This window comes from Nakamurella endophytica, assembly GCF_014646215.1.
Classification (GTDB): domain Bacteria; phylum Actinomycetota; class Actinomycetes; order Mycobacteriales; family Nakamurellaceae; genus Nakamurella; species Nakamurella endophytica.
Genome location: NZ_BMNA01000002.1, coordinates 480,721 through 505,060 on the forward strand (window position 1 = coordinate 480,721; position 24,340 = coordinate 505,060).

Sequence of the window (24,340 nt, forward strand, 5' to 3'; positions counted from 1 at the left end):
GCAGGTCCGCTGCCCGTCTCGCCGTCCGCCGCAGGCCCGACGCCGACGACCAACGGCGGCCCCGATCCGTCCGCGGTCGTCCGGTCGCTCGGAGCCGTGCCGATCCCCTCGGCCGGCACCGAGGACCCGACCCCGACCGCGGTCCCCGGGCATCCGCAGCTGCTCGCCATGGGAGCACCGGTCCGCGTGCGGATCGGCGGTGTCGACGCGGTGGTGACCGCGCTCGGACCCGAGCAGCTCCCGGACCGACCGTCCGGGGCGGCGACCCCGGCGCCGACCGTCGGACCCGGCGCCCGGGCCGTCGGCGTCTTCACCCTGCAGGTGCAGGTGCGGTCGGGGACGCTCGCCGTCGCGGCCGGCGAGCTCTCCGCCCGCGACGAGCTCGGCACCGCGGTGCGGCTGACGCCGCGGGGACCCGCTCGCGTGTCGGCCGGTCCCGGCGGCACGGCGCGGCTGGCCGTCCAGGGCGAGTTCGACAGCGGCTCGGCGGCCCTGACGTGGCGGCACGGCCGGCGGGTGCTGGCCATCTGGGACTTCACCATCGAGCTGGACTGACGACGCCCCGACCCGCCCGGCGGACGGGCACCGGCGCCGGCCGTAGGCTCCCCCCGTGGAGAGCCCGCCCGCGCCGCGCGGTCACGTCGTCCTGGCCGAGGCCGACAGCCAGTCCTTCGCCTCGCTGCGCCGGCGGCCGACGTCGCGGGCCGAGCGTTACCGGCTCGGCCGGGAACTGCGCCGGCGGGTCCCGCGGTCCGAGCTCGGCCGCTGGGAGCCGCCCGCCGACCGGGCCGACCCGGTCGACCTGATCGAGGAGTCCCACCAGGGCCGCGTCGACTGGCTGGTCCCGCTCCGGGTAGGGCGCATGGTGGCCTCCCCGTACGGGTTCCTCCGCGGCACGGCCGTCGTCATGGCCGAGGACCTGGCCCGGCTGCCCAGGACCGGTATCACCCCGGTCACCTGCGGCGACGCGCACCTGGGCAACTTCGGTTTCTACGCCTCGCCGGAACGCGACCTGGTGATCGACCTCAACGACTTCGACGAGGCCCACCCGGGCGGCTGGGAGTGGGACCTGCGCCGGCTGGCCGCGAGCATCCACGTCGCGGGCCGGCAGAACGGCTTCGGCGAGCAGCAGTGCGCGGACGCCGTCGCGAACTGCGTCCGGTCCTACCGCGACGAGGTCCGCTACCTGGCGGAGCAGCCGTTGCTGTCCCGGTCCTACCAGCGGTTGGACGTCACCCGGCTCGCCGCCGGCACCAGCCAGGCGTCGCTGCGTGCGGAGATCGAGCGCGCCGCCGGCCGGGCACGCCAGCGGACCAGTGATCGCGCGCTGCCGCGCTTCACCACCGAGCACGCCGGCGGGCGGCGGATCGTCGAGCAGCCGCCGGTCATCACCCGGGTCCCGGACGAGGAGCGCGAGCTGCTCGCGGCGGGACTGGACGACTACCTGGCCACCCTGGCGCCGCACTGGCGGCGGGTGCTCGGGGGTTACACGCTGGTCGACATCGCGCACAAGGTGGTCGGCGTCGGCAGCGTCGGGCTCCGCGCCTACGTGGCGCTGCTGGAGGGCAGCAGCCCCGACGACGTCGTCTTCCTCCAGCTCAAGCAGGCACGACGGTCGGTGCTGGCCCGGCACGTGCACGGCGACTCGGCGTGGCACGCGCACCAGGGGCAGCGGGTGGTCGAGTACCAGCAGGCGCTGCAGACGGTCTCCGATCCCCTGCTGGGGTGGACGGCGGTGGACGGCCGGCAGTACTACGTCCGGCAGTTCCGCAACATGAAGGGCACCCTCGCGCTGGACCACATCGACGCCGCCGCGCTGACCGACTATTCAGGGGTGGTCGGCCACCTGCTGGCCAAGGGCCACGCCAGGACCAGCGGCGCGTCGATGATCTCCGGCTACGTCGGGCGCTCGGACACCCTCGACCTGGCTATGACCCGGTTCGCGCGGGCGTACGCAGACCAGACCGAGGCCGACCATGCCGCGCTGGTGGCCGCGGTCGCCCGCGGCGCCGTCCCGGTCGAGTACGGGGTCTGAGCCCGGTCCGGGCGCCCGCATCGGCGGGTCGGCGGAGGCCGGCCGCGGCGGGCCGGCTCGGACCAGCCGTCGACGGGCCGGCGTCGACCAGCTGTCGGCGGGTCGGCGGAGGTCGGCTGTCGGCGGGCCGACCTAGCATCGGGGCGTGAGCGACACCCTCAGCCGCATCGCCCTGCTGCTGCGCAAGGCCGAGTCCACCGACAACGAGCACGAGGCCGACGCCTACCTGCAGGCCGCGCAGCGGCTGGCCACCACCACGTCGGTGGACCTGGCGGTCGCCCGCGCGCACACCGCGGCGCGCGAACGCCGCCCGGTGCCGGTGCAGCGCACCGTGGAGATCGGCGAGCCGGGCCGGCGCGGGCTGCGCACCCACGTCCAGCTGTTCCTGGCGATCGCCCAGGCGAACAGCGTGACGTGCGACATCGCCCGGAACTCGTCCCGGGTGTACGCCTACGGGTTCGACACCGACATCGACGCGGTCCAGGCGCTGTACGCCTCGCTGGTGGTGCAGATGGTGCGCAGCTGCGACGAGTACGTGAAGTCCGGCCGGTACGCCGCCGAGTCGTCGGTGCGGACGGTGCGCGTGCACACCGCGCGCGGGCCGCGACTGGTGCGGGACGTGCGGCCGGTGCACGCCAGCACGGCGCGCATCAACTTCCAGCAGGCCTTCGCGGCGCGGATCGCCGCCCGGCTCGGGGAGGCGACGGACCAGGCCCGGACCGCGGCCGTCCGGGCGGACACCGGCACCGGCGTCGCCCCAGTGCTCCGTGCCAAGGACGTGGAGCTGGCCGACCACTACCGCGCCCATTCCACGGCGCGCGGCAGCTGGGACGGGCTGCGCCGGACCGCCGCCAGGGCCGACCAGTCCCGGCGGGCCGGCGACCGGGCCGGACGCCGCGCGCGACTCGGCAGCGAACCGGAGCTGGGCGGCAGCCGGCCGGCACTCGACCGTGGCTGAGCCGCCCACCCCGGCCTCCGCTCCGGTCGACCGGTGGCGCAGCCGGGTGTACGAGGCGCAGCACCTGGTCGGCCGGATCTTCGACCGGTCCGCCGGGTTCCCGGTGGTCGAGGTGGCCGGCTCACGGGTGACGGTGCCGGTGGAGCGCCACTTCGGCGACGTCGCCGGCGTGCAGCGGTACGTGGACGGCGTGCTGCAGCTGAACTGGGTGACGGTCCGCTGGCCGCGGGCCGGGCTGCCGGTGCGCGTGCGGGAGCGGCGGGGGCAGCAGCGCGCACACTACGAGTGGGCGTCGGCGACCATCGCGGTGCCCGTGGCCGGGCGCTGGGCGCTCCGCGAGCTGGTGCTGCTGCACGAGATCGCGCACCACCTGGGCGACCCGCCACCGGAACCGCCGCACGGACCGGGGTTCACCGGCCGGTTCGTCGAGCTGGTCGACGGCGTGGTGGGGCCCGAGGCCGGCCTGCTGCTCCGGGTCACCCTCGCCGACCAGGGCGTCCCGGTGGGCTGACACGGCCGGCCACCGACACCCGGGGGCCATCGGTCGACGCGCCCCGCGACCACCGGTCGGCGCGCCCGCGACCGCCGGTCGGCGACGGTCGACGCGGGACCGGTCAACGACCGGCGTGCGCGGACCTCCACGCGTCGTGCAGGATCCCGACCGGCGGCCGGGTGTTGGCGGCGGAGCGGTAGGCGGCCAGGACGTCGCGGGCGGCGGTGGTCCCCGGCTCGAGCCGGGCCCCGCGGACCAGGAAGATCCCGGCGCCGGCGGACTCGGCGAGCGCCACCGCGGACGGGTCGACGTCGGCGCCGTCCGGCACGAACACCGCGACGGGACCGGGCACGGCCAGCACCGGTGCCAGCCGGTTCGCGGAGCCGCTGGCGACGGTGACCGCCACGTCGGCGAACTCGTCGCCGAAGCGGTCCAGCCAGGCCCGCCCCGCGGACTGGACCGGACGGCCGGCGTCCGGTTCCGGACCGCAGGGCTGCCAGCGGCCGGGCACCTGGGACGCCCAGACCTGCAGGCAGGCACCCGACGCGATGCGCCGGAACATCTCCTGCTGCGCGTGGCTGACCCGGATGCGGCGGCCGTGCACCCGGTTCCGGCCGGCGACCACGCCGAAACCCAGCGACCACAGCAGGACGACGACGCACAGCGCGGTGGTGAGCCAAGGGATCGAGCGCCACCCCGTGGAACCGACCAGCAGGAGCAGGACGTCGGCCAGCACACCCCAGGCCAGCGCCTGCGCCACCGCGAGCAGGAAGACCCGCCCGCGGCGCGGCACCTGCCGGGCCACCTCGTCGTCGATGTCGCGGCTGACCACGTCCAGCACGTCGGCGACGACGGACGGCCGGTCCCGTCCCGCTGCGGCCAGGGCTGCGGCGGTGTCCCATGCGCGCTGTGCGCTGGCCCGCACCGCGGCGTCCGGCCCCGTGGGACCGGACGGCGGTGCGGGCTGCGCAGCGGGGCTGACGGCCGTGGGCTCAGCCCTCCTCTTCGTCGATCACGTGCACGGCGGCCTCCTCGGCGCTGGCCGCGGCGCCGTCGATGCCCACGTCGCTGGCGACCAGCAGGTCGTCGGTGTCGGGGTAGGCACCCTCGTCCGTCTGCACGAGCCGGCCCGACCGCGCGCCGCCGACCTCCTCGCCGTCCTCGTCGAACAGCGAGCTGCCGTCGTCGGCGGAGACGTCCGGCTCCTCCTCGGCCAGCCGGTCGTCCAGGCTCACCCCCTCTTCTTCCTCGCTCTGCGTCGGGACCTCCACCCGGGACGGACGGTCGGGCGGTACCCAGCCCTCGTCCAGCGGGTCGGCGAGCCCGCGGTCGTCCAGCGTCTCGCCGGCCGACGGCTGCTCGGCCACGCCGTCGGCGGCATCCCACTCGGTGCCCGGGATCGTGTCGTCGATCTGATCGGTGCCCTCGTCCTTGACCATCACATCTCCCATCGTCGGTCCGGACTCTCTGGCGCCGGTCCCTGCCTACGGTAACCACTCACGGCGAGGTCACCCCGCCGCGGGCGGCGCTGGACCGCGGTCCGGCTCAGGACAGGTCGATCTCGAAGTACGCGCCGTCCTCGTCGTGCCGGATGCGCGCCGGTCCCGCCCACCCGGCCCAGTCCCCCGTGCCGGTGGACGGCACGATGTGGCCGAACCACGTCGCGGGATCCGATTCCAGGCCGCCGTGCTGCACGGTCACCGCACCAGAGCGCCCGTCCGCCGTCGTGCCGGTGATCCGCTCGGTGGCCACGTAGGACCGCGACCCCTCCTCGCCGGCGGACAGGAACGCCGTGGTGGCCGTGCCGGTGATGCCGGAGGTGAAGGTCTTGTGGAACACCAGCGCTCCCAACCACGCGGCGTCCAGCCCCTCGAGGGCGGTGACATCGAACCGGTCGACGGCGAAACGGGCGATCAGGGTCATCTCGGCTCCTCGGCGCCGGTGCCGGCGTCTCCGGCCCGGGATCCGAGCATGGCAGCCGGCACCGACAGCGCCCGGCGCCGGCGTCCGCCCGGTCTCGCCGGGCCGTACCCGACCCTGCCGGGCCTCCGCCGCGCCGCCCGGACGCGACCCCGACCCGCCTCCGCCGGGCTCAGCGCGCCGGCAGGCCCAGCGCCGCGCGGAGGGTGCGGTCCACGTCGCGCGGCCGGGGATCCGCGGTGCCGTAGGTACCGAGCCAGGGTTGCGCCCGTCCTGCGACGGTGACGTAGGCGCCGGCCGCCGGACCGTCGACGACCAGCCGCACGTCGACCGCCGGACCCGCGGCCCGGTGGAACACCAGCCGGGCGGTTGCGCCGGTGTCACCCTCGGACGGTCCACCCGCCACCACGGTCGGTGCGCCGACCGGCAGGGCGTCCAGGGCCCGGGCGACGGGCCGGGCGGCCGACGCCGACAGGCTCCGGCGGAGGACGGCGCCGCGCTCGCTCCGCACCACGTCCACGGACACCACGTCGTCGCCGACGGTCTCGGCGACCGTGCGGCTGGGGACCCACAGGGCGTCGGCGTCGACCCGCACCGCGGAGCCGCCACCGGCGGGCACCACGACCACCTGCACCTCCGGCCACTGGCAGGGGCAGCCGCCGCCCGGGAGCCAGGCCTGGAACGCTGCGGGTGACCGGGTGAGGTCGGTCCAGCCCACGCGTGCGCCGGCGGGCAGGTGCGCGTGCACCCATGCCTGCGCGGTCGCGGCGAGGAGCGGGACGCGCCACCACCGGGACCGGTCGAGCACCGCCGGGCCGCCCGTCGTGGAGGTCCGATGGTCCAGCGCGCGCAGCGGCGACCGCGGCAGCGGCACCGACCCGTCCGGGACGCGCACCCGGTCCAGGACCGCGTCGAGCCAGCGCTCGACCTCGCGGCAGTGCGGATCGCGGGCGTCGACCGGCGGCCACCCGTCGCGGGCCGAGGCGCGGACGCTCGCCGCGCACGTCCCGTCGGCGACCGGCCCGGCGGGTGCCGGCGAAACCGCGGCAGCACTGCCGACCACCCCGGAGGACGACGGGCCCGCCACCACAGGCTGCGACCGGTCGACCAGCGCCACGGTGGCGGTGCCCGGCAGTGGACCCGAGGGGGCGGCACCCGCACAGGCAGCGAGCACGGAGCAGGCGGCGAGCACGGAACAGGCCAGGCCGACCGCCGGCCCGAGGCGGACGGAGAGCCTCCGTCGGCCCGGCCGTGCGGGCCGCACCCCGGTCGATCGTCCACGTGCGCGCGGATCTGCTTCCATCGGCTCCTCCTCGGAACCGGGACGGAAGCAGACGGCGGTCCGGTTGCGCGCCCGCCGCGGACGCAGGGCGAGCGGCGGGTGATCCGGACGCCGGCGGGGAGCGCAAAGCGGACGGCGGACCCGGACGGCGGGATCCGACGTGGAGGCGCCTCAGCCGAGGAGCGCGGACGGCGACGCGGCCGGCTCGCCGCACCCGCCGTCGATCTCCTCCATCAGCACCGCCTGGCACCGCTCGGACCCGAGGCGGGCCGCGATGGCCTCGCCGATCTCGGCGAGCTGGCGCAGCTGGTCCCGGGACAGCGCGTCGATGACGAACTGGCGCACGGTGGCCACGTGCCCGGGCGCCGCCTGCTGGATCGCCTGCAGGCCCTGGTCGGTCAGCTGGACGTAGGCCGCGCGGCCGTCGGTCTCGCACCCGCTGCGGCTGACCAGCCCGCGGCCCTCCATCCGGCGCAGTTGGTGCGAGAGCCGGCTCTTCTCCCAGCCGACCGCCCGCACCAGGTCCCTGGCCCGCAGGCGCCGGCCGTCCGCCTCGGACAGCGCGACCAGCACGGCGTAGTCGGCGGTGCTCAGTCCCGAGTCCGCGGACAGCTGCCGGTTCAGCGCCGTCTCCAGCGGAGACCGGACGGCGCTGAGCGCACGCCAGGCCCGCTGCTCCTCGGCGTCCAACCAGGACGCGGAACCCGCCACCGCGGCGCCGGTACCGTCCACGGCTCCACCGTAACGCGGCGGAGGGCGGCGGGGCAGGCCGTTGCGCGGCCCGCCCCGCACCGCCGCTAGGACCGTTCCCGCTGTTCGAAGACCGGGACGTCGCCGACGATCGGGTTCGTCCGCCGCGACGGCGCCAGGTACTTGGTGAACAGGTTCACGAAGGTGGCGAGCCGGTTGCGGTTGCCCAGCAGCAGCACGATGTGCAGCAGCATCCAGGTCAGCCACGCCAGCGTCCCGGTCAGCTTCAGCGAGTACTTCTTGGTGATCCGGATGTCGCAGACGGCCGCGCGGCGGCCGACCGTCGCCATGGTGCCCTTGTCGTGGTAGGTCCACGGCTGCAGCGGGCGGCCGATCACCAACGAGGAGATCTGCCGACCGATGTGCCGGCCCTGCTGCTGCGCGGGAGTCGCCAGCTGCGGCAGGGGATCCGGGGTGATCGACACGTCACCGGCGGCGAAGATGTTCTTGTATCCGATCACCCGCAGGTTCTCGTCCACGGTGATCCGGCCGCCCCGGCCCTGCGGCAGACCCCACTGGGAGACCACCTTGGGCACCGTGACGCCGGTCGCCCAGATGACCACGCCCGCCTTGAGGAACTCGCCGCTGCCGAACTCGACGCCGTCCGGCCGCACCTCTTTGACCGAGGTGTTCAGCTTGAGCTCGACGCCGCGCTCGCGCAGCGCGCTGGCCGCGTACACCTGCAGCCGCTCGTTGAACGGCCCAAGAACCTTGTTCGTCATCTCGACCAGCACGATGTGCGTGCGCCGCGGGTCGAGCTCCGGGTAGATGGACGCCATGGCGTCGTTGCGGAGCTCGGCGAGGGCGCCCGCCATCTCGACGCCGGTCGGCCCGGCGCCCACCACGACGATCGACAGGTCCTCACCGGACGCGGACGCCGCGGCGTGCTCGAGCTGGGTGAAGATGCGGTCCCGCAGGCCGAGCGCCTGGGCACGGGTGTAGATGGCCATCGTGTTCTCCGGGGCACCCTTGGTCCCGAAGTAGTTCGTGGTGGCCCCGGTGCACAGGACGAGGTAGTCGTACGCCATCTCGCCGCCGTCGCGGAACCGCAGGATCTGCTCGTCGGTGTCGAGCTCCTCGAGCTCGCCCTGCCGGAAGCTGACGTTGCGCTGCTTCATCCGCGCGGCCCGCAGGAAGTAGGTGATGTCGCCGGGGTTCAGGCCCGCGGTCGCCACCTGGTACAGCAGGGGCTGGAACGCGTTGTAGGTGTGCCGGTCCACCAGCGTGACGTCCACGTCGGCCTTGCTCAGCGCCTTGATGCACATCAGGCCGGCGAAACCGCCACCGACGACGACCACGTGCGGCCGGCGGCGGGCGCGGACGACACGGACCGGCGAGCCCTGCTGGGCAGCCCGCACCGGCGGGGTCTGCTCGGACACCGCCGCCGTGGTGCCTCCGTCGGACACCGGCGTGGTGGTGCTCTGCTCGGACATGGTCCCTCCTGCGTCTGGCTCAGGCGCTCGACGCGGCCACGGCGATGACCGTCGCGACCGCGCAACTGGTGCTGCGCGACACCGGGCGTCCGCGGGTACCGGTACCCCGCGGCGGGGCGGCCGACGTCGCCGCAGACCATGGACGGTCCCGTGCCGTGCCTGACGAGTCTTTCACAACGGCGGACGCAGGGTTCCGTCAGCCGGGGCGACCGGCGCCGCCGCGGCCGCCGCCCGCCCCGGTCGCCGGTGTGCGCCGGCCCTGCCCGATCCCCTGCCGGATGCCCTGCCCGATCCCCTGCCGGATGCCGTGCCGAATCCCCGCCGGACCCCCCGCCGGATCCCCTGCGGGAGTCGTACCCGCCCCGCCAGGGCCGGTGCCGCCGCGCCGGGCACGTCCGTCGCGCAAGGGCACCACCGCGGCGCCGTACGCCATCAGCACCATCTCCAGCACCGCCCCGACGCTCTGCCACAGCGCCCAGGACCGCTGCGCACCGATCCCGGCGGTGTCCACCCCGAGCGCCGACACGACCAGCAGCACCAGCGAGACCGCGGTGGCCGCGGTCAGCGCCCGCCCGACCCGTCGCTGCCGGCGACCGCACTGCTCGAGCAGCACCCAGAACCCGAGCGGCAGCAGGGCCAGCGCCACCACGGCACCGGCCATGTGCACCTTCGCGTTGAGGGACTGCTGCAGCCCGCCGGCATCGGTGCGGACGAAGCCCATGACCAGCGCGCCGACGGAGCCCGCTGCCACCAGCACGGCGGCGGACCGCGGCCGCCGTACCGCCCGGAGCGTCACCAGCGCGGCCGTCACCAGGATGGACAGCACCCACAGGGTGAACAGCCAGCCGTGCGGCCCGACCCCGTACTGGGACACCGAGACCTCGGGCGGCAGCACGTCCCCGGCGACCAGCTGCATGACGATGCACAACACCCAGCTGGCTGCAGCGGCGCCCAGGCACCACCGGCGGGCGACGGTCACCCACCCATCATCGCCGTCCGCGCGTGGAGGGGGATGCACGGAGGGGGATGATGGCCGTGCGGCGCGCCGGTCGTGCGCGCCATCCGACAACCACCGGAGGTGTGGCATGACCGCGCAGCTGACCGAGACCGGCGACGGCCACCCGGGTCCCGAGGTGGCCGGCGCGGTCCCGCGCGGGCTGCCCGACGACATCGCCGCGGTGCTGCGGCGTCCCCCGGTGACCGCACCGGTCACCGACCCGGACGCCGACGCCGCCACCCGCGCCGACGACCGCGGGCACGTGTTCCACTCGTGGTCGGCGCAGTCGCGGATCGACCCGGTGCCCGTGGCCGGCGGCCTGGGGGTCCGCTTCTTCGACGACGCCGGACGCTCCTACCTGGACTTCGGGTCGCAGCTGGTCAACCTCAACCTGGGCCACGGGCACCCGGACCTGGTGGCGGCGATCAAGACGCAGGCGGACCGGCTGGCCACCATCCAGCCGTCCTTCGCCAGCGACGTGCGCGGCACCCTGGCCCGGCTGATCGTCGAGCGCGCCGGCGCCGGCTTCTCGCACGTCTTCTTCACCAACGGCGGCACCGAGGCCAACGAGCACGCCCTCCGGATGGCGCGGCTGCACACCGGCCGGCACAAGGTGCTGTCCACCTACCGCTCGTACCACGGGGCCACGGCCGGCTCCATCACGCTGACCGGCGAACCGCGCCGCTGGGGGTCCGAGCCGGGCATCCCCGGGGTAGTGCACTTCTCCGGCCCGTACCCGTACCGCTCGCCGTTCCACGCCACGTCCCCGGAGCAGGAGACCGAGCGCGCGCTGGCGCACCTGTCGGACGTGGTGACGTTCGAGGGACCGCACACCGTCGCGGCGATCGTGCTGGAGACCGTGGTCGGGACCAATGGGGTGCTGGTCCCGCCGCCCGGCTACCTCGAGGGCGTCCGCGAGCTCTGCGACCGCTGGGGCATCCTGCTGGTGGCCGACGAGGTCATGGTCGGCTTCGGGCGGCTGGGCAGCTGGTTCGGGATCCAGCGGTTCGGCGCCACCCCCGACCTGATCACCTTCGCCAAGGGCGTCAACTCCGGGTACGTGCCGCTGGGTGGCGTGGTGATCCCACCGGCGGTCGTCGAGACCTTCGCCGAGCGGGCCTATCCCGGCGGGCTGACGTACTCGGGCCACCCGCTGGCCTGCGCGGCCGGGGTCGCCAGCATCGGCGTCATCGAGCGCGACGACGTGCTGGGCCACGTCCGGCGCCTGGAGACCGAGGTGTTCGCCCCGGAGCTCACCGCGCTCGCCGACCGGCACCCGGTGGTCGGTGAGGTGCGCGGGCTGGGCGCTTTCTGGGCCATCGAACTGGTCCGCGACCGCGAGACCCGCACGCCGCTGGTGCCGTTCAACGCGGCTGGTGCCGACCTGGCGCCCATGCTGGAGATCGGCGCGGCGTGCCGCGCGCGGGGGGTGTGGCCGTTCCTGGCCGGCAACCGGATCCACGTCGCGCCACCGCTGATCTCCACCGCGGACGAGATCCGGGAGGGGCTGGCCGCGATCGACGCGGCTCTCTCGGAGGCCGACGCCAAGCTCTGAGCCGGCGGGCCCGCCGGCGCCCGTAGGCCCGGCGGGCCTGGCTCGCGTGCCTAGAAGAACGGCGCGGGCGGTCCCCCGCCGAGGAACTGCAGCAGCACGGGGTTGACCGTTCCCGGGCTCTCCACGGGCAGGGCGTGCGTCCCGGGAAGGACGGCCAGCCGGGCGTCCGGCATAGCCTCGACGACGGCGGTGCTGTGCGCGACGGTGACCTCGTCCCGGTCCCCCTGCAGGACCAGCGTCGGCACGGTCACCGACCGGAGGGTGGCCAGGTCGAGCTCGGGCTCGGTCGCGATCATGTGCACCGTCTTGTCGAAGACGACGGTGAAGTGGTCCGGCCCGTCCGGGGACACCTCGTCGTAGGCCTGCCGCAGGAACGCCAGGGCGTCGCCGCCGCCGGCCAGCAGGGCCTCGGTCAGACCGCCCGGGACCTTGCCGGCCGAGTTGTAGTACTGCCCGACGAGCACCATCCGGTCCACCAGGTCCGGCCGTGCGCGGGCGACCAGCAGGGCCACCACGGCGCCGTCGCTCCAGCCCACCAGGTGCGCGCGCTGCCCCACGACGGTCTCCAGGTACGCCACCGTGTCGTCGGCCATCAGCTGGTACGTCAGCGGCCCCTCGACGTCCGGCGTGTGCGCGTGCCCGCGCCGCTCCGGGACGTGCACCCGGTAGCCCGCCTCGGCCAGCGCCGGCGTCTGCGCCCCCCAGGACGACGCGCCGGCGAAGGCGCCGTGCAGCAGCACCACCGGCGGCCCGTCACCGGTCACCTCGTGCCATGTCCGGAGGCCGGCGACGGTGACGTAGGTCATGGCCGTATTCGACCACCACGGCGATGAGGCCGCCGTGAACCGGCCGAGATGCGACGCTCCGGTTATCGTGGATCGCACGCTGTGGTGTCCGGGGGGACACCTCGCCGCGGTCCGCCGCCGGGCCGACGGCCAGCACCGCGAGGTCTCCGGAGGACCGCCGTGCGCGACGATCAGGTCACCGGTCGCGAGGGTGAGCAGAACGCCTTCGCGGTCCGTCTGCTCGCGCTCGCCCGGGAACGGCTCGGCATGCAGCTGTCCTGGATCTCCCACTTCACCGAGGACGCCTTCGTCCTCGACGCGGTGGACGGCGAGCTGCCCGGTGTGCAGCTGCACCCCGGTACCGCGGTGGGCCTCGCCGGCTCGTACTGCCGGCGGGTGGTCTCCGGGGAGCTGCCGCCGGTCATCCCGGACGCCGCCGCCCATCCCGTCACGTCGGCGCTGCAGGTGACCCGCGACCTGCACATCGGGTCGTACGTGGGCACGCCACTGCGCAACCGGGCCGGCGACGTCTACGGCAGCCTGTGCTGCCTGAGCTCGACGGCGGACGGCCGGCTGGAGGACCGGGACGCCGAGTTCCTCGCGGTGCTCGGCGATCTGCTGGCCGATTCGATCGAAGCCGGCCTGGCCGCCGGCCGGAACGACGACGAGGCCCGCGACCGGGTCCGGTCGGTGCTGGACCGCGGCGGGCCGGACATCGCGCTGCAACCGGTGCTCCGCGTGCCGGAGCGGGTGGTCGTCGGCTACGAGGCGCTCGCCCGCTTCCCGGAGGGCACGGGCGGCCCGCAGGCCTGGTTCGCCCTGGCGCGGCGTGCGGGGCTCGGCGTGGAGCTGGAACTGGCCGCCGTCCGGTGCGCGCTGCCCGTGCTCGACCGGCTGCCCGAGGACGTCGACCTGGCGGTGAACCTGTCCGCGGAGGCGCTGCTGGCCGCCGAGCTGCCCGGGCTGCTCGCCGGCCGACCGGTGCGGCGGCTCATCGTGGAGATCACCGAGCACGAGGACGTGGCGGACTACCCGGCGCTGCGTGCCGGCATGGCCGCCCTGCGCGGGCTCGGTCTGCGGTTCGCGCTCGACGACGCCGGCGCCGGCTACGCCGGCATGCGCCACCTGGTCGAGCTGCAGCCGGACATCATCAAGATGGACTACCACCTCACCCACGACATGCACCGGGATCCCGCGCGGGCGGCGATGGCCGCGGCACTGGTGGCGTTCAGCGCCCGGATCGGCGCGGTCCTGCTCGCCGAGGGCGTCGAGGACGCCGGCGAGCTCGAGGCCGCGGTCGACCTCGGCATCGGCGTCGCCCAGGGCTACCTGCTGGGCCGCCCGCTGCCGGCGGACCAGGTGGTCGCGCCGGCGGCGGCTCCGGCAGCCGGACCGGCCGGTCCCGACGTCGCGCGAGCCTAGCCGGGCAGCGGTGGGTCGAAGCGACCGTCCACCGCGGTCCAGCCCCCGTCGACCAGCAGCACCGAGCCGGTCACGAACGACGACGCATCCGAGGCCAGGAACACGGCGGCGCCGGTCATCTCGGCCGGCTCCGCCCACCGGCCCAGCGCGGAGCGGCGTGCGTACGCCTGCGACCACGCCTCGTCGGCACGGATCTGCCCGGTCAGCTCGGTGGCCACCACGCCGGGGGCGACCGCGTTGAACCGCACGCCGGACGGCCCGAACTCGGCCGCGGCGGTGCGGACGAGCTGCACCAGGCCGGCCTTGGTCGCGGCGTAGGCGCCCTGTCCCGGTTCCACGGTCTGCGCCCGGATCGACGAGTAGGCGACGAACGAGCCTCGTCCCGCCGCCGCCATCACCGGACCGAACGCCCGGATCAGGGTGAACACCCCACGCAGGTTGACCGAGAGGACGCGGTCGAACTCCGCGTCGGAGTACCCGGCCAGCGAGCGCCGCACGTTCATGCCGACCGTGGTGACCAGCACGTCCGGCGCGCCGGCCGCGGCCAGCGCGGCCACCGACCCGGTGTCGGTGACGTCCACCGCGGCGGACCGGCCGCCGACCCGCTCGGCCACGGCGGCCGCGACGGCGGCGTCCACGTCGGCCACCGTCACCGCGGCCCCGTGGGCGGCCAGCGCGGCGGCCACCTCGGCGCCGATGCCGCCGCCGCCCACCACCAGCACCGACCGACCCGTCAGGTCGAACATCGAGCCGTACCGCTCGGAGAGCGCACCGGACACCGGACCTCCTACACTCGTCGTGCCGCCGACCGTGCCGGCCGGCGGCCTGGCTGCAGTGAACCAGAGTGCATGCCGACGTCCCGGAGGTCCCCGTGCCGATCCCGCGGGCCGTCGCCCGGTTCAACCGGCGGTTCCTCAACCCGGTCGCCCGCCATCTGGCGCCCCACCTGCCGACCTTCGGGGTGGTGGTCCACCGCGGGCGGCGGTCCGGGCGAGAGTTCCGCACGCCGGTCAACGTCTTCCCGTCCGCCGGCGGCGGCTACCGCGTGGCCCTGACCTACGGGCCGGACGCCGACTGGGTGCGCAACGTGCTGGCGGCCGGCGGGTGCGAGCTGGTCACCCGCGGCCGGACCGTCCGGCTGGTGCGGCCGGAGCTGCACCGCGACCCGGCCCGCGCCGGCATCCCCTTCCCGCCCCGCGCCGTGCTCGGGTGGATCGACGTCACCGACTTCCTCGACCTGGCGCCCGAGCCCGGTGCCGGCGCGACCGAGCCGCCGGCCCCTCCCGCCGGCTGACCTCGGACCGACCGCGGACAGGTCGAGGACGCCGGCTGGTCAGGGACGGATCACGGCGGTGCGGGTCACGGTGAACTCCTGCACCGCCCAGTGCGGACCCTCCCGGCCGATGCCCGAGTCCTTGACCCCGCCGTAGGGCATGGCGTCCGACCGGAACCCCGGCACCTCGTTGACGATCACGCCGCCGACCTCGAGCTCGTCGATCGCCCGGTACGCCCGCGCCAGCGAGCGGGTGAAGACGCTGGCGTGCAACCCGTACCGGGTCCGGTTGGCCAGCTCCAGCCCCTCCTCGAAGGTGTCGACCGTGCGCAGGCACACCACCGGTCCGAAGACCTCCTCGTCCCAGACCGCCACCCCGGACGGGACATCGGCCAGGATCAGGGGCTCGAGCGGCCCGTCGGCGCCGTGCCGGCCGGCGGCGACGGTCGCGCCGGCGGCCAGGGCGTCGTCCACCCAGGACCGCACCCGGCGGGTGGCCGCGTCGTCGATCAGGGTCGACACCCGGGTGGCCGGGTCCCGCGGGTCGCCGACCCGGACCTCGGGCAGCCGGCGTCGCACCCGCTCGGCCAGCTCGGCGGCGACCGTGCGCGCCGCGATCACCCGTTGCACCGAGATGCACGCCTGGCCCGACGCGTAGAACCCGCCGCGCAGCACGGCGTCGGCCGCCGCGTCCAGGTCCGCGTCGTCGGCCACCAGCAGCGAGGCGTTCGAGCCGAGCTCGAGCAGCACCTTGCGCGGGGCGGCGGCCCGGGCGATGGCGTGCCCGACACCGGCCGACCCCGTGAAGGACACCACCGCGACCCGCTCGTCGGTGGTCAGCGCGACACCGACGGCGGTGTCGCCGGTGACCGCCTGCGCCAGCGTGACGGGCCGCCCGTGCCGGCGCAGCGCGTCGCGCACCGCCTCCACCAGCGCCAGCGTGGCCAGTGGGGTGGTCGGTGCCGGCTTGACGATCACCGGGCAGCCGGCGGCCACGGCCGGCGCCAGTTTGTGCGAGGCGAGCAGGAGCGGGTAGTTGAAGCCGGCGATGCCGACCACCACGCCGGCCGGCCGGCGCGTCCAGAAGGCGGTCATCCCGTCCGCACCGGGCAGCAGGTCGACCGGGATCGTCTCGCCGAGCGGCCGGGCCGGCTCCTCCGCGGCCAGCGACCAGGTCAGGATCGTGCGGGTCACCTCGACCTGGCAGTCGACGCGCGGTTTGCCGGTCTCCGCGACGAGGAGGTCGACCAGCGCGGGACCGTGCTGCCGCATCCAGTCCGCGACGTCGGTGAGCACGGCCCGCCGGATGCCCGCGGTGGTCGCGGCGCCGGCCGGCCGGGCCGCCACGGCGTGGTCGACGGCGAGCGTGGCCAGCGCGGCGTCACCGACGGGTGCCGCCGCCACGGTGCTGCCGTCGTACGGGAAGCGCACCGGCGCCGAGCCCGCGACGGCCACGCCGTCCGGCCCGACGGGCAACCGGTCGGCCGGCACCTGCAGCGCCGGCGGGACCGTCGGCGGGCCAGGGTCGACCCACGGCGCGGTCATCGGGACCCCACCGCGGACGGAGCGAGATCGCTGTAGCTGGACCAGTTCCCGCCCGGTGTGGCCACGCTGCGGGCGGCGAGCAGCGCCCGCACCAGCGCCCGGGTGACGACGTCCGCCGAGACGGTGAGGATGCGGTGCAGGCCGATCTCGTCGGGGACCGGGCCCTGCGCCGTCGAGACGCCGAAGACGGTGTCGCCGTCGTAGGCGGTATGCACCGGGTTCAGCGCCCGGGCCAGGCCGTCGTGCGCCGTGCCGGCCAGCTTGGTGCACTGCGACTTGGACAGCGTGGCGTCGGTGGCGACCACGACGAGCGTGGTGGCCCGGATCGACGTCGCCCCGTCGGAGGTGCCGGCCGGTCCGACGGACACGGCGTCGTCGGACTCCTCGGCTTCCTCGATGCCCTGCGACCGGCTGGGCACCGTGAGGAAGGGGTCCCGGGTCGCGACCAGCTCGGCCAGCGTCCGGGCGTCGTCGGGATCGGGCGACCGCAGGTCCGGCGCGTCGCCGGGCAGCAGCCAGCGGGCACCGAGCAGCTCGCCGGTGCGCGGGTCCAGCGGCGACCCGACGGCGTTCGCCACCACCATCGCGGCCACGGTGACCGTGCCGCCGAGCACCGCGGACGCCATGCCGAGGCCGCCCTTGATCCCGCAGGTCAGCGCGCCCGTGCCGGCGCCGACCAGGCCGCTGCGGGTCATCCGGTCGGCGTCGGCACGCAGCGCGTCCTCGACGGCCGCCCGCCCGAAGGCCTCGTCGGGCCGGGCCCGGAACACGCCGCCCCGGCCGAGGTCGAACAGCACGGCCGCGGGAACGATCGGCACCACCGGCGGCACCGCCGGCCCGCCGGCCGGATCGGCACCGGCGGCGTCCAGGCCCGGTCCCACGTCGAACCCGACGCCGCGTTCCTCCAGCGCCAGCGCCACCCCACCGGCCGCCGCGAGACCGAACGCGCTGCCGCCGGTGAGGGTGACCGCGTGCACCCGCTGCAACGAGGCCGTCGGGTGCAGCAGGTCCGTCTCCCGGGTGCCCGGTGCGCCGCCGCGGACGTCGACGCCGGCGACCATGCCGCCGGGCGGCGCGAGCACCACCGTCGTGCCGGTCAGGTAGCCACCGTCGGACCGCTCGTGGTGCCCGACGCGCAGACCGGCCACGTCGGTCAGGGCGTTTCGCGGGCCGGCGACGGGCGGGCCGGCGGGGACGGTGGCCGTCATGCCGCCACCAGCAACCGCCGGGCCGCCGCGGCGAACACCCGGCAGGCCTGCACGATCTCGGCCACCTCGACGAACTCGTCGGCCTGGTGGGCGATCCACTTGCCGCCGGGTCCGTAGACCACGGTGGCCAGGCCGGCGTCGCGGGTCAGGATGGTCCCGTCCGTGGTGCCCGGCACTCCCCCGATGGCCGCCTCCACGCCGGTGACCTCGCGGTGCGCGGCCCGCAGCGCCGCGACGACCGGCTCGGACTCCGGGGTGTCGACGGGCGGCCGGTCGTCCACCACGACGAGCTCGGCGCGCAGCCCGCTCTCCCCCGCCACCCGCTCGGCCAGCGCTCCGATGGTGGACAGCAGCTCCGCGTGGTCGACACCGGGCACGGTGCGGATGTCCAGCGCCACCGTGGCCAGCGCCGGGATGACGTTGATCTGCGCCGGATCGCCGGCCGCCAGCACCGTGGGCGTCACGAACACCCGGCCCAGCAGCGGGTGGTCGCCGAACTCGGCGGTCAGCCGGTCCTGCAGGGCGGACATGCCGACCAGGAAGGCGCCGACCGCGGGCAAGGGGTTGCGGCCGTGCTGCGGCATGGCGCCGTGCGCCATCACGCCGTGGACGTGCACCAGCAGGCGCATCGCGCCCTTGGCCACCGTGCAGACCTCGCCGGCCTCGGGTTCGCAGACGATCACTCCGGCGATGCCCTCCGGCGCCAGTGCGGCCGCCTGGTGCGCGGCGAAGTACTTGGCGCCGAGCATCATCCCCTCCTCGTCGGCCAGCGCGGCGACCAGGATGCGGCCCGCGAAGCCGGCCAGTTCGACTGCCCGGGCGGCGTGGATCATCGCCGCGACGCCCGACTTCATGTCCGCGGATCCGCGGCCGCGCAGCCGCCCGTCGACGATGTCACCGGCGAACGGGTCGAACGACCACAGCGCCGGGTCGCCGGCGGTGACGACGTCGGTGTGTCCCTCGAACATCACCGTCGGTCCGCCGGGGCGTCCCTGCACGACGCCGACCACGTTCGGCCGTCCCGGCGCCACCTCGGCCACGTGCACCTGCCAGCCGAAGCCGCGCATGACCTCGGCCACCAGGTCGGCCGCCGGCTGCTCGACCACCGCCGCGCCCTCCGCGTTGACCGTCGGCAATCGCACCAGGGCCTGGGTCAGTGCGACGACCGCCTCGGCATCGACGTCGGGGACGCCGGCGTCGCCGCCGTCAGGACCGTGCTCGGGGCTGGACGAGGTGTGCGGTGGGGCCGTCATGACCCCGATCCTGCACCCGGGTCACCGCCCGCCCGCTGCCGGGCCGGAGCACCCGCGGGCTCACCTGCTGCGACGCCCGCACGCCCGGGCGCCGTACCCCCGGCAACTCCGGCAACCCCGGTTCCCCCGGCACCACCCGCGCGCTGGCGCGCCGCGGCGAGCGCGCGGTCCAGCGTCGGCACCGCCGCCAGCAGTCCCCGCGTGTACGCGTCCTGCGGGTGGCTCCAGACCTGTTCGGTCGGGCCGGCCTCCACCAGGTGGCCGGCGCGCAGCACCGCCACCCGGTCGCACACCCGGCGGATCACCGAGAGGTCGTGCGAGACGAAGATCAGGGTCAGCGACCGTTCCGCGGCGATGGTCTCCAGCAGCTCCAGGATGGTGGCCCGCACCGTGACGTCCAGCGCCGACACCGCCTCGTCCGCGATCAGGATCTCCGGGTCGGGCGCCACCGCCCGGGCGATCGAGATGCGCTGCCGCTGGCCGCCGGAGAACTGGTGCGGGTACCGGCCGGCGATCGCCGGGTCCAGCCCGACCTGCCGCAGCGCCCGGTCCACCGCCTCGCGAACCCCCGGCCGGCCCTGTGCCTGCAGCGGTTCCGCGACGATCTGGCCGATCCGCATGCGCGGGTCCAGCGAGCCCATCGGGTCCTGGAACACCACCTGCAGCCGGCGGCGCAGGTCGTCCAGCTGCCGGCCGCTGCGCCCGGTCACATCCGTCCCGGCGACGGTGACCCGGCCCGACGTCGGGGCGTCCAGTCCGGCGATGATCTTCATCAAGGTGGTCTTGCCGGAGCCGGACTCGCCGACGATGCCGAACCGGGCACCGCGCGGCACGGTCAGGCTCACCCCGTCGAGGGCGTCCACCACGCGCGCCGGCCGGAACGGGCCGCGGCGCCGGACGAACCGGCGCGAGACCGACTCGACGACCACCGCCGGCTCCCCCGCGGCACGATCGGGCACCGGGTCGGGTCCCGCTGTCGTCACCGTCACGATGCCTCCCCCGCCGGGACGGACAGGTCCGCGTCCGCCAGCAGCTGCCGGGTGTACGGGTGCTCGGGGTGGGCGAGCACGTCCACCGTGGCGCCCTGCTCGACCACGTGCCCGTCCTGCATGACCAGGATGCGGTCGCACACCGTCGCCACCACCGCCAGGTCGTGCGAGATGAACAGCACCGCGGCGTCGACCGCGGCGCTGCGCTCGAGGATGAGGTCCAGCACGGTGGCCTGGACGGTCACGTCGAGTGCGGTGGTGGGCTCGTCGCAGATCAACAGCTGCGGCTCGTTGGCGAGCGCGATCGCCAGCACCACCCGCTGGCGCTGGCCGCCGGAGAGCTGGTGCGGGTACGACCGGGCGATCCGGTCCGGCTCGGGCAGCCCGGTCGAGGCGAGCAGGTCGAGCACCACCCGGCGGGCGGCGGACCGGGGCACCGTGCGGTGCCGCAGCAGGACCTCGGCGACCTGCCGCCGGATGGTCATCGTCGGGTTCAGCGCGGTCATCGGCTCCTGGAACACCATGCCGATCCGGCGCCCGCGGACACCCGTCATCAGCCGCTCGGGAGCCCCGACCAGGTCCCGGTCGACCCCGGCCAGCCGGACCGACCCGGTGACCACGAGTTCCGGCGGCAGCAACCCGGCGATCGCCATGCAGGTCAGGGTCTTGCCGGACCCGGAGGCGCCGATGATGCCGACCCGCTCGCGCCGGCCCATGCGCAGGTCCACGCCGTGCACCAGCTCGGTGCGGCGGGTGCCGATCCGCAGGCCGGACACCTGCAGCACCGGGCCGTCCGCCTCGGCGGCGCCGTTGCGCGCCGGCCCCACCGGGCGGCTCACCGGCCCACCAGCCGCGGGTCGAGACGGTCGCGCAACCCGTCGCCGAGCAGGTTGAACCCGAGCACCGCGAGCGCCACGGCCAGCCCCGGCCACAGCAGCACGACGGGATACCCGGCCTGCAGCAACGAGCTGTTCTCGAACAGCATCCGCCCCCAGGACGGCGTCGTCGGCCCGGCGCCCAGGCCCAGGTAGGACAGCGCGGCCTCGGCGAGAATGGCGATGGCGTACGCCACCGACACCTGCACGATCACCAGTCCCATGACGTTGGGCAGCACATGGCGCACGGCGATCGCCGGGCCGCGGCGGCCGGCCACCCGCGCAGCCTGGACGTAGTCCGAGGACATCACCACCACCGTCCCGGAGCGCACCACCCGGATGAACGACGGGATGGTGGCCACCCCGATGGCGATCATCGCGGAGGTCAGCGAGCTCTTCCAGATCGTCGCGAAGGTCAGCGCCAGCAGCAGCGCCGGGAAGGCCAGCCACAGGTCGGTGATCCGCAGGATGACCTCGGTCCACCGTCGGGACGTCATGCCGGCCAGGATGCCCAGCGGCGTGCCGACCACCGCGGCGATGCCCACCGCGAGCAGGCCGACGTACAGCGTCGTCTGCGCGCCCGCCATCAGCAGCGAGGCCACGTCCCGGCCGCGGATGTCGGTGCCCAGCAGGTGCCCGGCGGTGCCCGGGCCGGCGTGCCAGTGCAGCACGTCGGTGTAGATGGTCGACCAGGGCGTCCAGAAGAAGGACACCACCGCCACCACCACCACCAGCGCGACGATCGTGCCGCCCGTCACGAGCAGTGCGCCGGGGCGGCGCCGCTCGGCCGCGGGCAGCGGCGCGACGGCGGCCTGGGCGGGCTCGGGCGACACCGCCGGCCCGGTGGCCGTGGACACGGGTTCAGCCATGGCGCAACCTCGGGTCGACGAGCGTGTAGAGGACGTCCACCACGAACGACACGGCCAGCGCGATCGCCACCAGGGTGATCACGATCGCCTGGACGGTGAGCAGGTCCTGGTTGCCGACCGAGTCGACCAGCCACTGCCCGATGCCGGGGATGACGAAGACCTGCTCGACGACCACGGCGCCGACCAGGATCGTCACCAGCTGGACGCCGAGCACGGTGAGCACGGGGATCGCCGCGTTGCGCAGGCCGTGCCGGAGCAGCGCCTGCCACGGGGTGAGCCCCTTGGCCCTGGCGGTGCGCAGGTAGTCCTGCCCCATCTGGTCCAGCACGGCGGTCCGCACGTACCGGGTGAGCACCGCCGCCTGCACCAGCCCGAGCGAGAGCCACGGCAGGATCATGTGTTCCAGGAATCCGCCCGGGTCCTGCGCCGGCACGACGTAGCTCCCCGACGGCAGCCAGCCCAGCCGGACGGCGAACAGCGCGATCAGCAGGATGCCGACCAGAAAGGCCGGCACCGCGACACCGAGCTGGGTGATCCCGGAGATCAACGTCCCGGCCCACCGCCGGTGCCACAGCGCGGCGAGCATGCCCAGCGGGAGCGCGACGACGACGGACAGCACCATGGCGCCCAGCACCAGCCACAGGGTGACGGACAGCCGGTCGGCCAGCTGCGGCCCGATCGCCGCGTGCGAGATGTACGACGAGCCGAAGTCGCCGTGCAGCGTGCCGCCCAGCCACTCGAGGTACCGCGTGAAGAAGGGCCGGTTCAGGCCCATCTGCTCGCGTAGCTGCCGCACGCCCTCCTCGGTGGCGCCGGTGCCCAGCTGCACCCTGGCCGGGTCACCGATGCCGGAGAGCAGCCAGAACACCGCCAGCGAGGCCACCAGCACGCTGCCGACGAAGATCAGCAGCCGCCGGACGATCTGCCAGGCCATGCCGGTCAGCCCGCCGTTGTCGCCGGCCGCACCGGCCCGGGAACCGGGCCGGTCACGCCACCGACAGGTCGGACAGCACGAACGCCTCGCCCACCAGGTTCTTCGGCAGGCCCTTCACGTTCGCGTCGGCCACCATCAGGTTCGGGAACGACCACAGCCACGCCGCCGCGGCGTCGTCGGCGAGGATGCCCACGGCCTTCTTGTAGTCGGCGACGTACTGCTCCTGCGTCCCGGCGTCCCCGGCGGCCAGCAGCTGCTGCACCTCTTTGTTGTCGTACCGCGTGTAGTACTGGGGGTTGGCCCACAGCGTCGCGATGTCCCGCGGCTCGACGTGGTTGATGATCGTCAGGTCGTAGTCGGCCTTGCCGAACACCTGGTCCAGCCACACCGGGAAGGTGACGTCGCTGGCCTTGACCGTGATGCCGGCCTCCTGCAGCTGCGACACGATGATCGGCGCGGCGGCGGTCGCGTACGGCACCGGCGGCAGCGTCAGGTTCAGCGTCAGGTTGCTCTGGCCGGCGGCGGCGAGCAGTTCCTTGGCCTTGGCGACGTCGTGCGGGTACTTGTTCGCCAGGTCGACGAACCACGGGTCGTTGGGCGACTCGTGCGAGCCGATGACCGTGCCGTAGCCGGACCACGCGCCCTGCAGGATGGCCTGCTTGTCGAGTGCGTAGTTGATCGCCTGGCGGACCCGGACGTCCGAGAGCGGGGCCTTGCCGTCGTTCATGGTCATCATGACCTCGCCGTCGGTGGCGCCCTGGACGATCTGGTACTTGCTGGTGTCCTTGAACTGGCCCAGCGTCTCCGGGGTCTGCTCGGTGGAGACGACCTGGATCCCGCCGGTGAGCAGCGCGCTGTTCATCGCCGACGGGTCCTTGAAGTACTTGAAGGTCACCGTCTTGACGTCCGGCTTCTGGCCCCAGTAGGCGTCGTTGCGCTGCAGGACGATCGAGTCGCCGCGGTTCCACGTCTGGAACACGTACGGGCCGGTCCCGATCGGCTTGGTGGCCAGGTCCGCCACGCCCGTCTTGGAGAACACCGCACCCACCCGGCCGGTGATGTCGAACAGCCAGCTGTTGCTCGGCTGCTTCAGCGTCACCTCCACCACGGTCGGCGAGACCACGGTGGTGGAGGCCACCACGCCCATCTCCGCCTTGATGGCCGGCTTCCACGCGGTGGTCACCCGGTCGAAGGAGAACTTGACGTCGTCGGCGGTCATCGGGGTGCCGTTGGAGAACTTCACGCCGGACCGCAGGGTGAAGGTGTAGGTCTTGCGGTCCGCCGACACGTCGTACTTCTCGGCCAGCGACGGGACGATGTCGCCCTTCTGGTCCAGCTTGACCAGGGTCTCGTAGACGTTGGTCAGCATGACCTGCGGGATCGCGGCACCGTCGGCCTGGGTGAAGTCCAGGCTGGTCGGCTCCAGGATGAAACCGATCGACAGCGAGGCGTCGGAGACGGGCGCTGCCGAGGACGTCCCGGACGAGCCGGAGCCTCCGGACGACCCGGACGTCGCGCCGCCGGCGCTCGACCCGCCGGCGCCGGCCGAGCTGCTGGACGCGCTCGAGCTGCTCGAGCTGCTGCTGGACGACGTGCCCGCGACGGACGAGCCGGCGCTGCACGCGGACACCGCGACCGCCGCTCCCACGAGCAGGGCCAGCAGGGCACGGGGCCGGCGCAAGGTCATCGGGTCTCTCCTCGGTGGTCGCACTGGCTGGAACGCACTACACGGATCGCACTACACGGATCGCACTACACGGATCG

24 protein-coding genes are annotated in these 24,340 nt (G+C 74.8%); 7 read left to right on the forward strand and 17 right to left on the reverse strand.

Annotation, left to right across the window (positions count from 1 at the left end; all coding sequences use genetic code 11):
• Positions 1-96 precede the first annotated feature (96 nt).
• The 4 genes from IEY37_RS05730 to IEY37_RS05745 all read left to right on the forward strand — a co-directional run bounded on the left by IEY37_RS05730 (position 97) and on the right by IEY37_RS05745 (position 3,504).
• Positions 97-555, forward strand: a complete 459-nt coding sequence (locus IEY37_RS05730; RefSeq protein ID WP_188940536.1) for a hypothetical protein — start codon at positions 97-99, stop codon at positions 553-555.
• A 55-nt stretch (positions 556-610) separates the two neighbouring features.
• Entirely contained in the window at positions 611-2,035 is a 1,425-nt protein-coding gene (locus IEY37_RS05735) for a DUF2252 domain-containing protein (RefSeq protein WP_188940537.1), read from the forward strand.
• 145 nt (positions 2,036-2,180) lie between these two features.
• The gene (locus tag IEY37_RS05740) at positions 2,181-2,993 is read left to right on the forward strand and encodes a DUF2786 domain-containing protein (RefSeq protein WP_188940538.1); all 813 of its coding nucleotides are present in this window, start codon (positions 2,181-2,183) and stop codon (positions 2,991-2,993) included.
• Positions 2,986-3,504, forward strand: coding sequence for a TIGR04338 family metallohydrolase (locus tag IEY37_RS05745; RefSeq protein WP_188940539.1), 519 nt, complete (start codon positions 2,986-2,988; stop codon positions 3,502-3,504). The genes IEY37_RS05740 and IEY37_RS05745 overlap by 8 nt, the downstream gene beginning before the upstream one ends.
• Positions 3,505-3,607: 103 nt before the next feature.
• Here the strand turns inward: IEY37_RS05745 and IEY37_RS05750 are convergent, their stop codons facing one another.
• The 7 genes from IEY37_RS05750 to IEY37_RS05780 all read right to left on the reverse strand — a co-directional run bounded on the left by IEY37_RS05750 (position 3,608) and on the right by IEY37_RS05780 (position 9,850).
• Positions 3,608-4,411: a hypothetical protein gene (locus tag IEY37_RS05750; RefSeq protein ID WP_188940540.1), complete on the reverse strand. Its 804-nt coding sequence runs from the start codon at positions 4,409-4,411 to the stop codon at positions 3,608-3,610.
• 67 nt (positions 4,412-4,478) lie between these two features.
• On the reverse strand, positions 4,479-4,937 hold the full coding sequence (locus IEY37_RS05755; protein ID WP_188940541.1) for a DUF5709 domain-containing protein: 459 nt from the start codon (positions 4,935-4,937) through the stop codon (positions 4,479-4,481).
• Positions 4,938-5,031: 94 nt separating this feature from the next.
• Positions 5,032-5,409, reverse strand: a complete 378-nt coding sequence (locus tag IEY37_RS05760) for a DUF3224 domain-containing protein (RefSeq protein ID WP_188940542.1) — start codon at positions 5,407-5,409, stop codon at positions 5,032-5,034.
• 169 nt (positions 5,410-5,578) lie between these two features.
• Positions 5,579-6,523, reverse strand: a complete 945-nt coding sequence (locus tag IEY37_RS05765) for a hypothetical protein (protein WP_188940543.1) — start codon at positions 6,521-6,523, stop codon at positions 5,579-5,581.
• 336 nt (positions 6,524-6,859) lie between these two features.
• Positions 6,860-7,420, reverse strand: coding sequence for a MarR family winged helix-turn-helix transcriptional regulator (locus IEY37_RS05770; protein ID WP_229673955.1), 561 nt, complete (start codon positions 7,418-7,420; stop codon positions 6,860-6,862).
• A gap of 65 nt (positions 7,421-7,485) precedes the next feature.
• The gene (locus tag IEY37_RS05775) at positions 7,486-8,871 is read right to left on the reverse strand and encodes an NAD(P)/FAD-dependent oxidoreductase (RefSeq protein WP_188940544.1); all 1,386 of its coding nucleotides are present in this window, start codon (positions 8,869-8,871) and stop codon (positions 7,486-7,488) included.
• A 196-nt stretch (positions 8,872-9,067) separates the two neighbouring features.
• Positions 9,068-9,850 carry a DUF998 domain-containing protein gene (locus IEY37_RS05780; RefSeq protein WP_188940545.1) on the reverse strand — a complete coding sequence of 261 codons (783 nt, stop codon included), beginning with the start codon at positions 9,848-9,850 and terminating at the stop codon, positions 9,068-9,070.
• Positions 9,851-9,956: 106 nt separating this feature from the next.
• Between IEY37_RS05780 and IEY37_RS05785 the strand changes: the two genes are divergently transcribed.
• Positions 9,957-11,423 (forward strand): aspartate aminotransferase family protein, encoded by a 1,467-nt coding sequence (locus IEY37_RS05785; protein ID WP_188940546.1) that lies wholly within the window; start codon positions 9,957-9,959, stop codon positions 11,421-11,423.
• Between the two features lie 50 nt (positions 11,424-11,473).
• Here the strand turns inward: IEY37_RS05785 and IEY37_RS05790 are convergent, their stop codons facing one another.
• The gene (locus IEY37_RS05790; RefSeq protein ID WP_188940547.1) at positions 11,474-12,229 is read right to left on the reverse strand and encodes an alpha/beta fold hydrolase; all 756 of its coding nucleotides are present in this window, start codon (positions 12,227-12,229) and stop codon (positions 11,474-11,476) included.
• A 159-nt stretch (positions 12,230-12,388) separates the two neighbouring features.
• Here IEY37_RS05790 and IEY37_RS05795 point away from each other — a divergent pair, with 159 nt between their 5' ends.
• The gene (locus tag IEY37_RS05795; RefSeq protein ID WP_188940548.1) at positions 12,389-13,630 is read left to right on the forward strand and encodes a sensor domain-containing phosphodiesterase; all 1,242 of its coding nucleotides are present in this window, start codon (positions 12,389-12,391) and stop codon (positions 13,628-13,630) included.
• Here IEY37_RS05795 and IEY37_RS05800 read toward each other — a convergent pair.
• On the reverse strand, positions 13,627-14,376 hold the full coding sequence (locus tag IEY37_RS05800) for an SDR family NAD(P)-dependent oxidoreductase (RefSeq protein WP_188940849.1): 750 nt from the start codon (positions 14,374-14,376) through the stop codon (positions 13,627-13,629). The genes IEY37_RS05795 and IEY37_RS05800 overlap by 4 nt on opposite strands.
• Before the next feature lie 125 nt (positions 14,377-14,501).
• On the opposite strand from IEY37_RS05800, the gene IEY37_RS05805 reads away from it, so the two are divergent.
• Positions 14,502-14,924 carry a PNPOx family protein gene (locus tag IEY37_RS05805; RefSeq protein ID WP_188940549.1) on the forward strand — a complete coding sequence of 141 codons (423 nt, stop codon included), beginning with the start codon at positions 14,502-14,504 and terminating at the stop codon, positions 14,922-14,924.
• Between the two features lie 39 nt (positions 14,925-14,963).
• On the opposite strand, the gene IEY37_RS05810 is transcribed toward IEY37_RS05805, so the two are convergent.
• From IEY37_RS05810 to IEY37_RS05845, 8 genes are read right to left on the reverse strand one after another with little or no spacing between them, the layout of a single operon-like run.
• Positions 14,964-16,448 carry an aldehyde dehydrogenase family protein gene (locus IEY37_RS05810; RefSeq protein ID WP_188940550.1) on the reverse strand — a complete coding sequence of 495 codons (1,485 nt, stop codon included), beginning with the start codon at positions 16,446-16,448 and terminating at the stop codon, positions 14,964-14,966.
• Complete coding sequence (locus IEY37_RS05815) at positions 16,445-17,656, reverse strand: P1 family peptidase (RefSeq protein WP_188940551.1); 1,212 nt, start codon at positions 17,654-17,656, stop codon at positions 16,445-16,447. The genes IEY37_RS05810 and IEY37_RS05815 overlap by 4 nt, the downstream gene beginning before the upstream one ends.
• The gene (locus tag IEY37_RS05820) at positions 17,653-18,909 is read right to left on the reverse strand and encodes a M20 family metallopeptidase (protein ID WP_188940552.1); all 1,257 of its coding nucleotides are present in this window, start codon (positions 18,907-18,909) and stop codon (positions 17,653-17,655) included. Before IEY37_RS05820 ends, IEY37_RS05815 begins: the two co-directional genes overlap by 4 nt.
• A complete protein-coding gene (locus tag IEY37_RS05825) occupies positions 18,906-19,898 on the reverse strand; it encodes an ABC transporter ATP-binding protein (RefSeq protein ID WP_229673958.1) in 993 nt (330 codons plus the stop codon). The genes IEY37_RS05820 and IEY37_RS05825 overlap by 4 nt, the downstream gene beginning before the upstream one ends.
• Entirely contained in the window at positions 19,895-20,737 is an 843-nt protein-coding gene (locus IEY37_RS05830) for an ATP-binding cassette domain-containing protein (protein ID WP_188940553.1), read from the reverse strand. The genes IEY37_RS05825 and IEY37_RS05830 overlap by 4 nt, the downstream gene beginning before the upstream one ends.
• A complete protein-coding gene (locus tag IEY37_RS05835) occupies positions 20,734-21,642 on the reverse strand; it encodes an ABC transporter permease (protein ID WP_188940554.1) in 909 nt (302 codons plus the stop codon). Before IEY37_RS05835 ends, IEY37_RS05830 begins: the two co-directional genes overlap by 4 nt.
• Entirely contained in the window at positions 21,635-22,576 is a 942-nt protein-coding gene (locus IEY37_RS05840; protein ID WP_188940555.1) for an ABC transporter permease, read from the reverse strand. Before IEY37_RS05840 ends, IEY37_RS05835 begins: the two co-directional genes overlap by 8 nt.
• Before the next feature lie 52 nt (positions 22,577-22,628).
• Complete coding sequence (locus IEY37_RS05845) at positions 22,629-24,263, reverse strand: ABC transporter substrate-binding protein (protein ID WP_188940556.1); 1,635 nt, start codon at positions 24,261-24,263, stop codon at positions 22,629-22,631.
• Positions 24,264-24,340 lie beyond the last annotated feature (77 nt).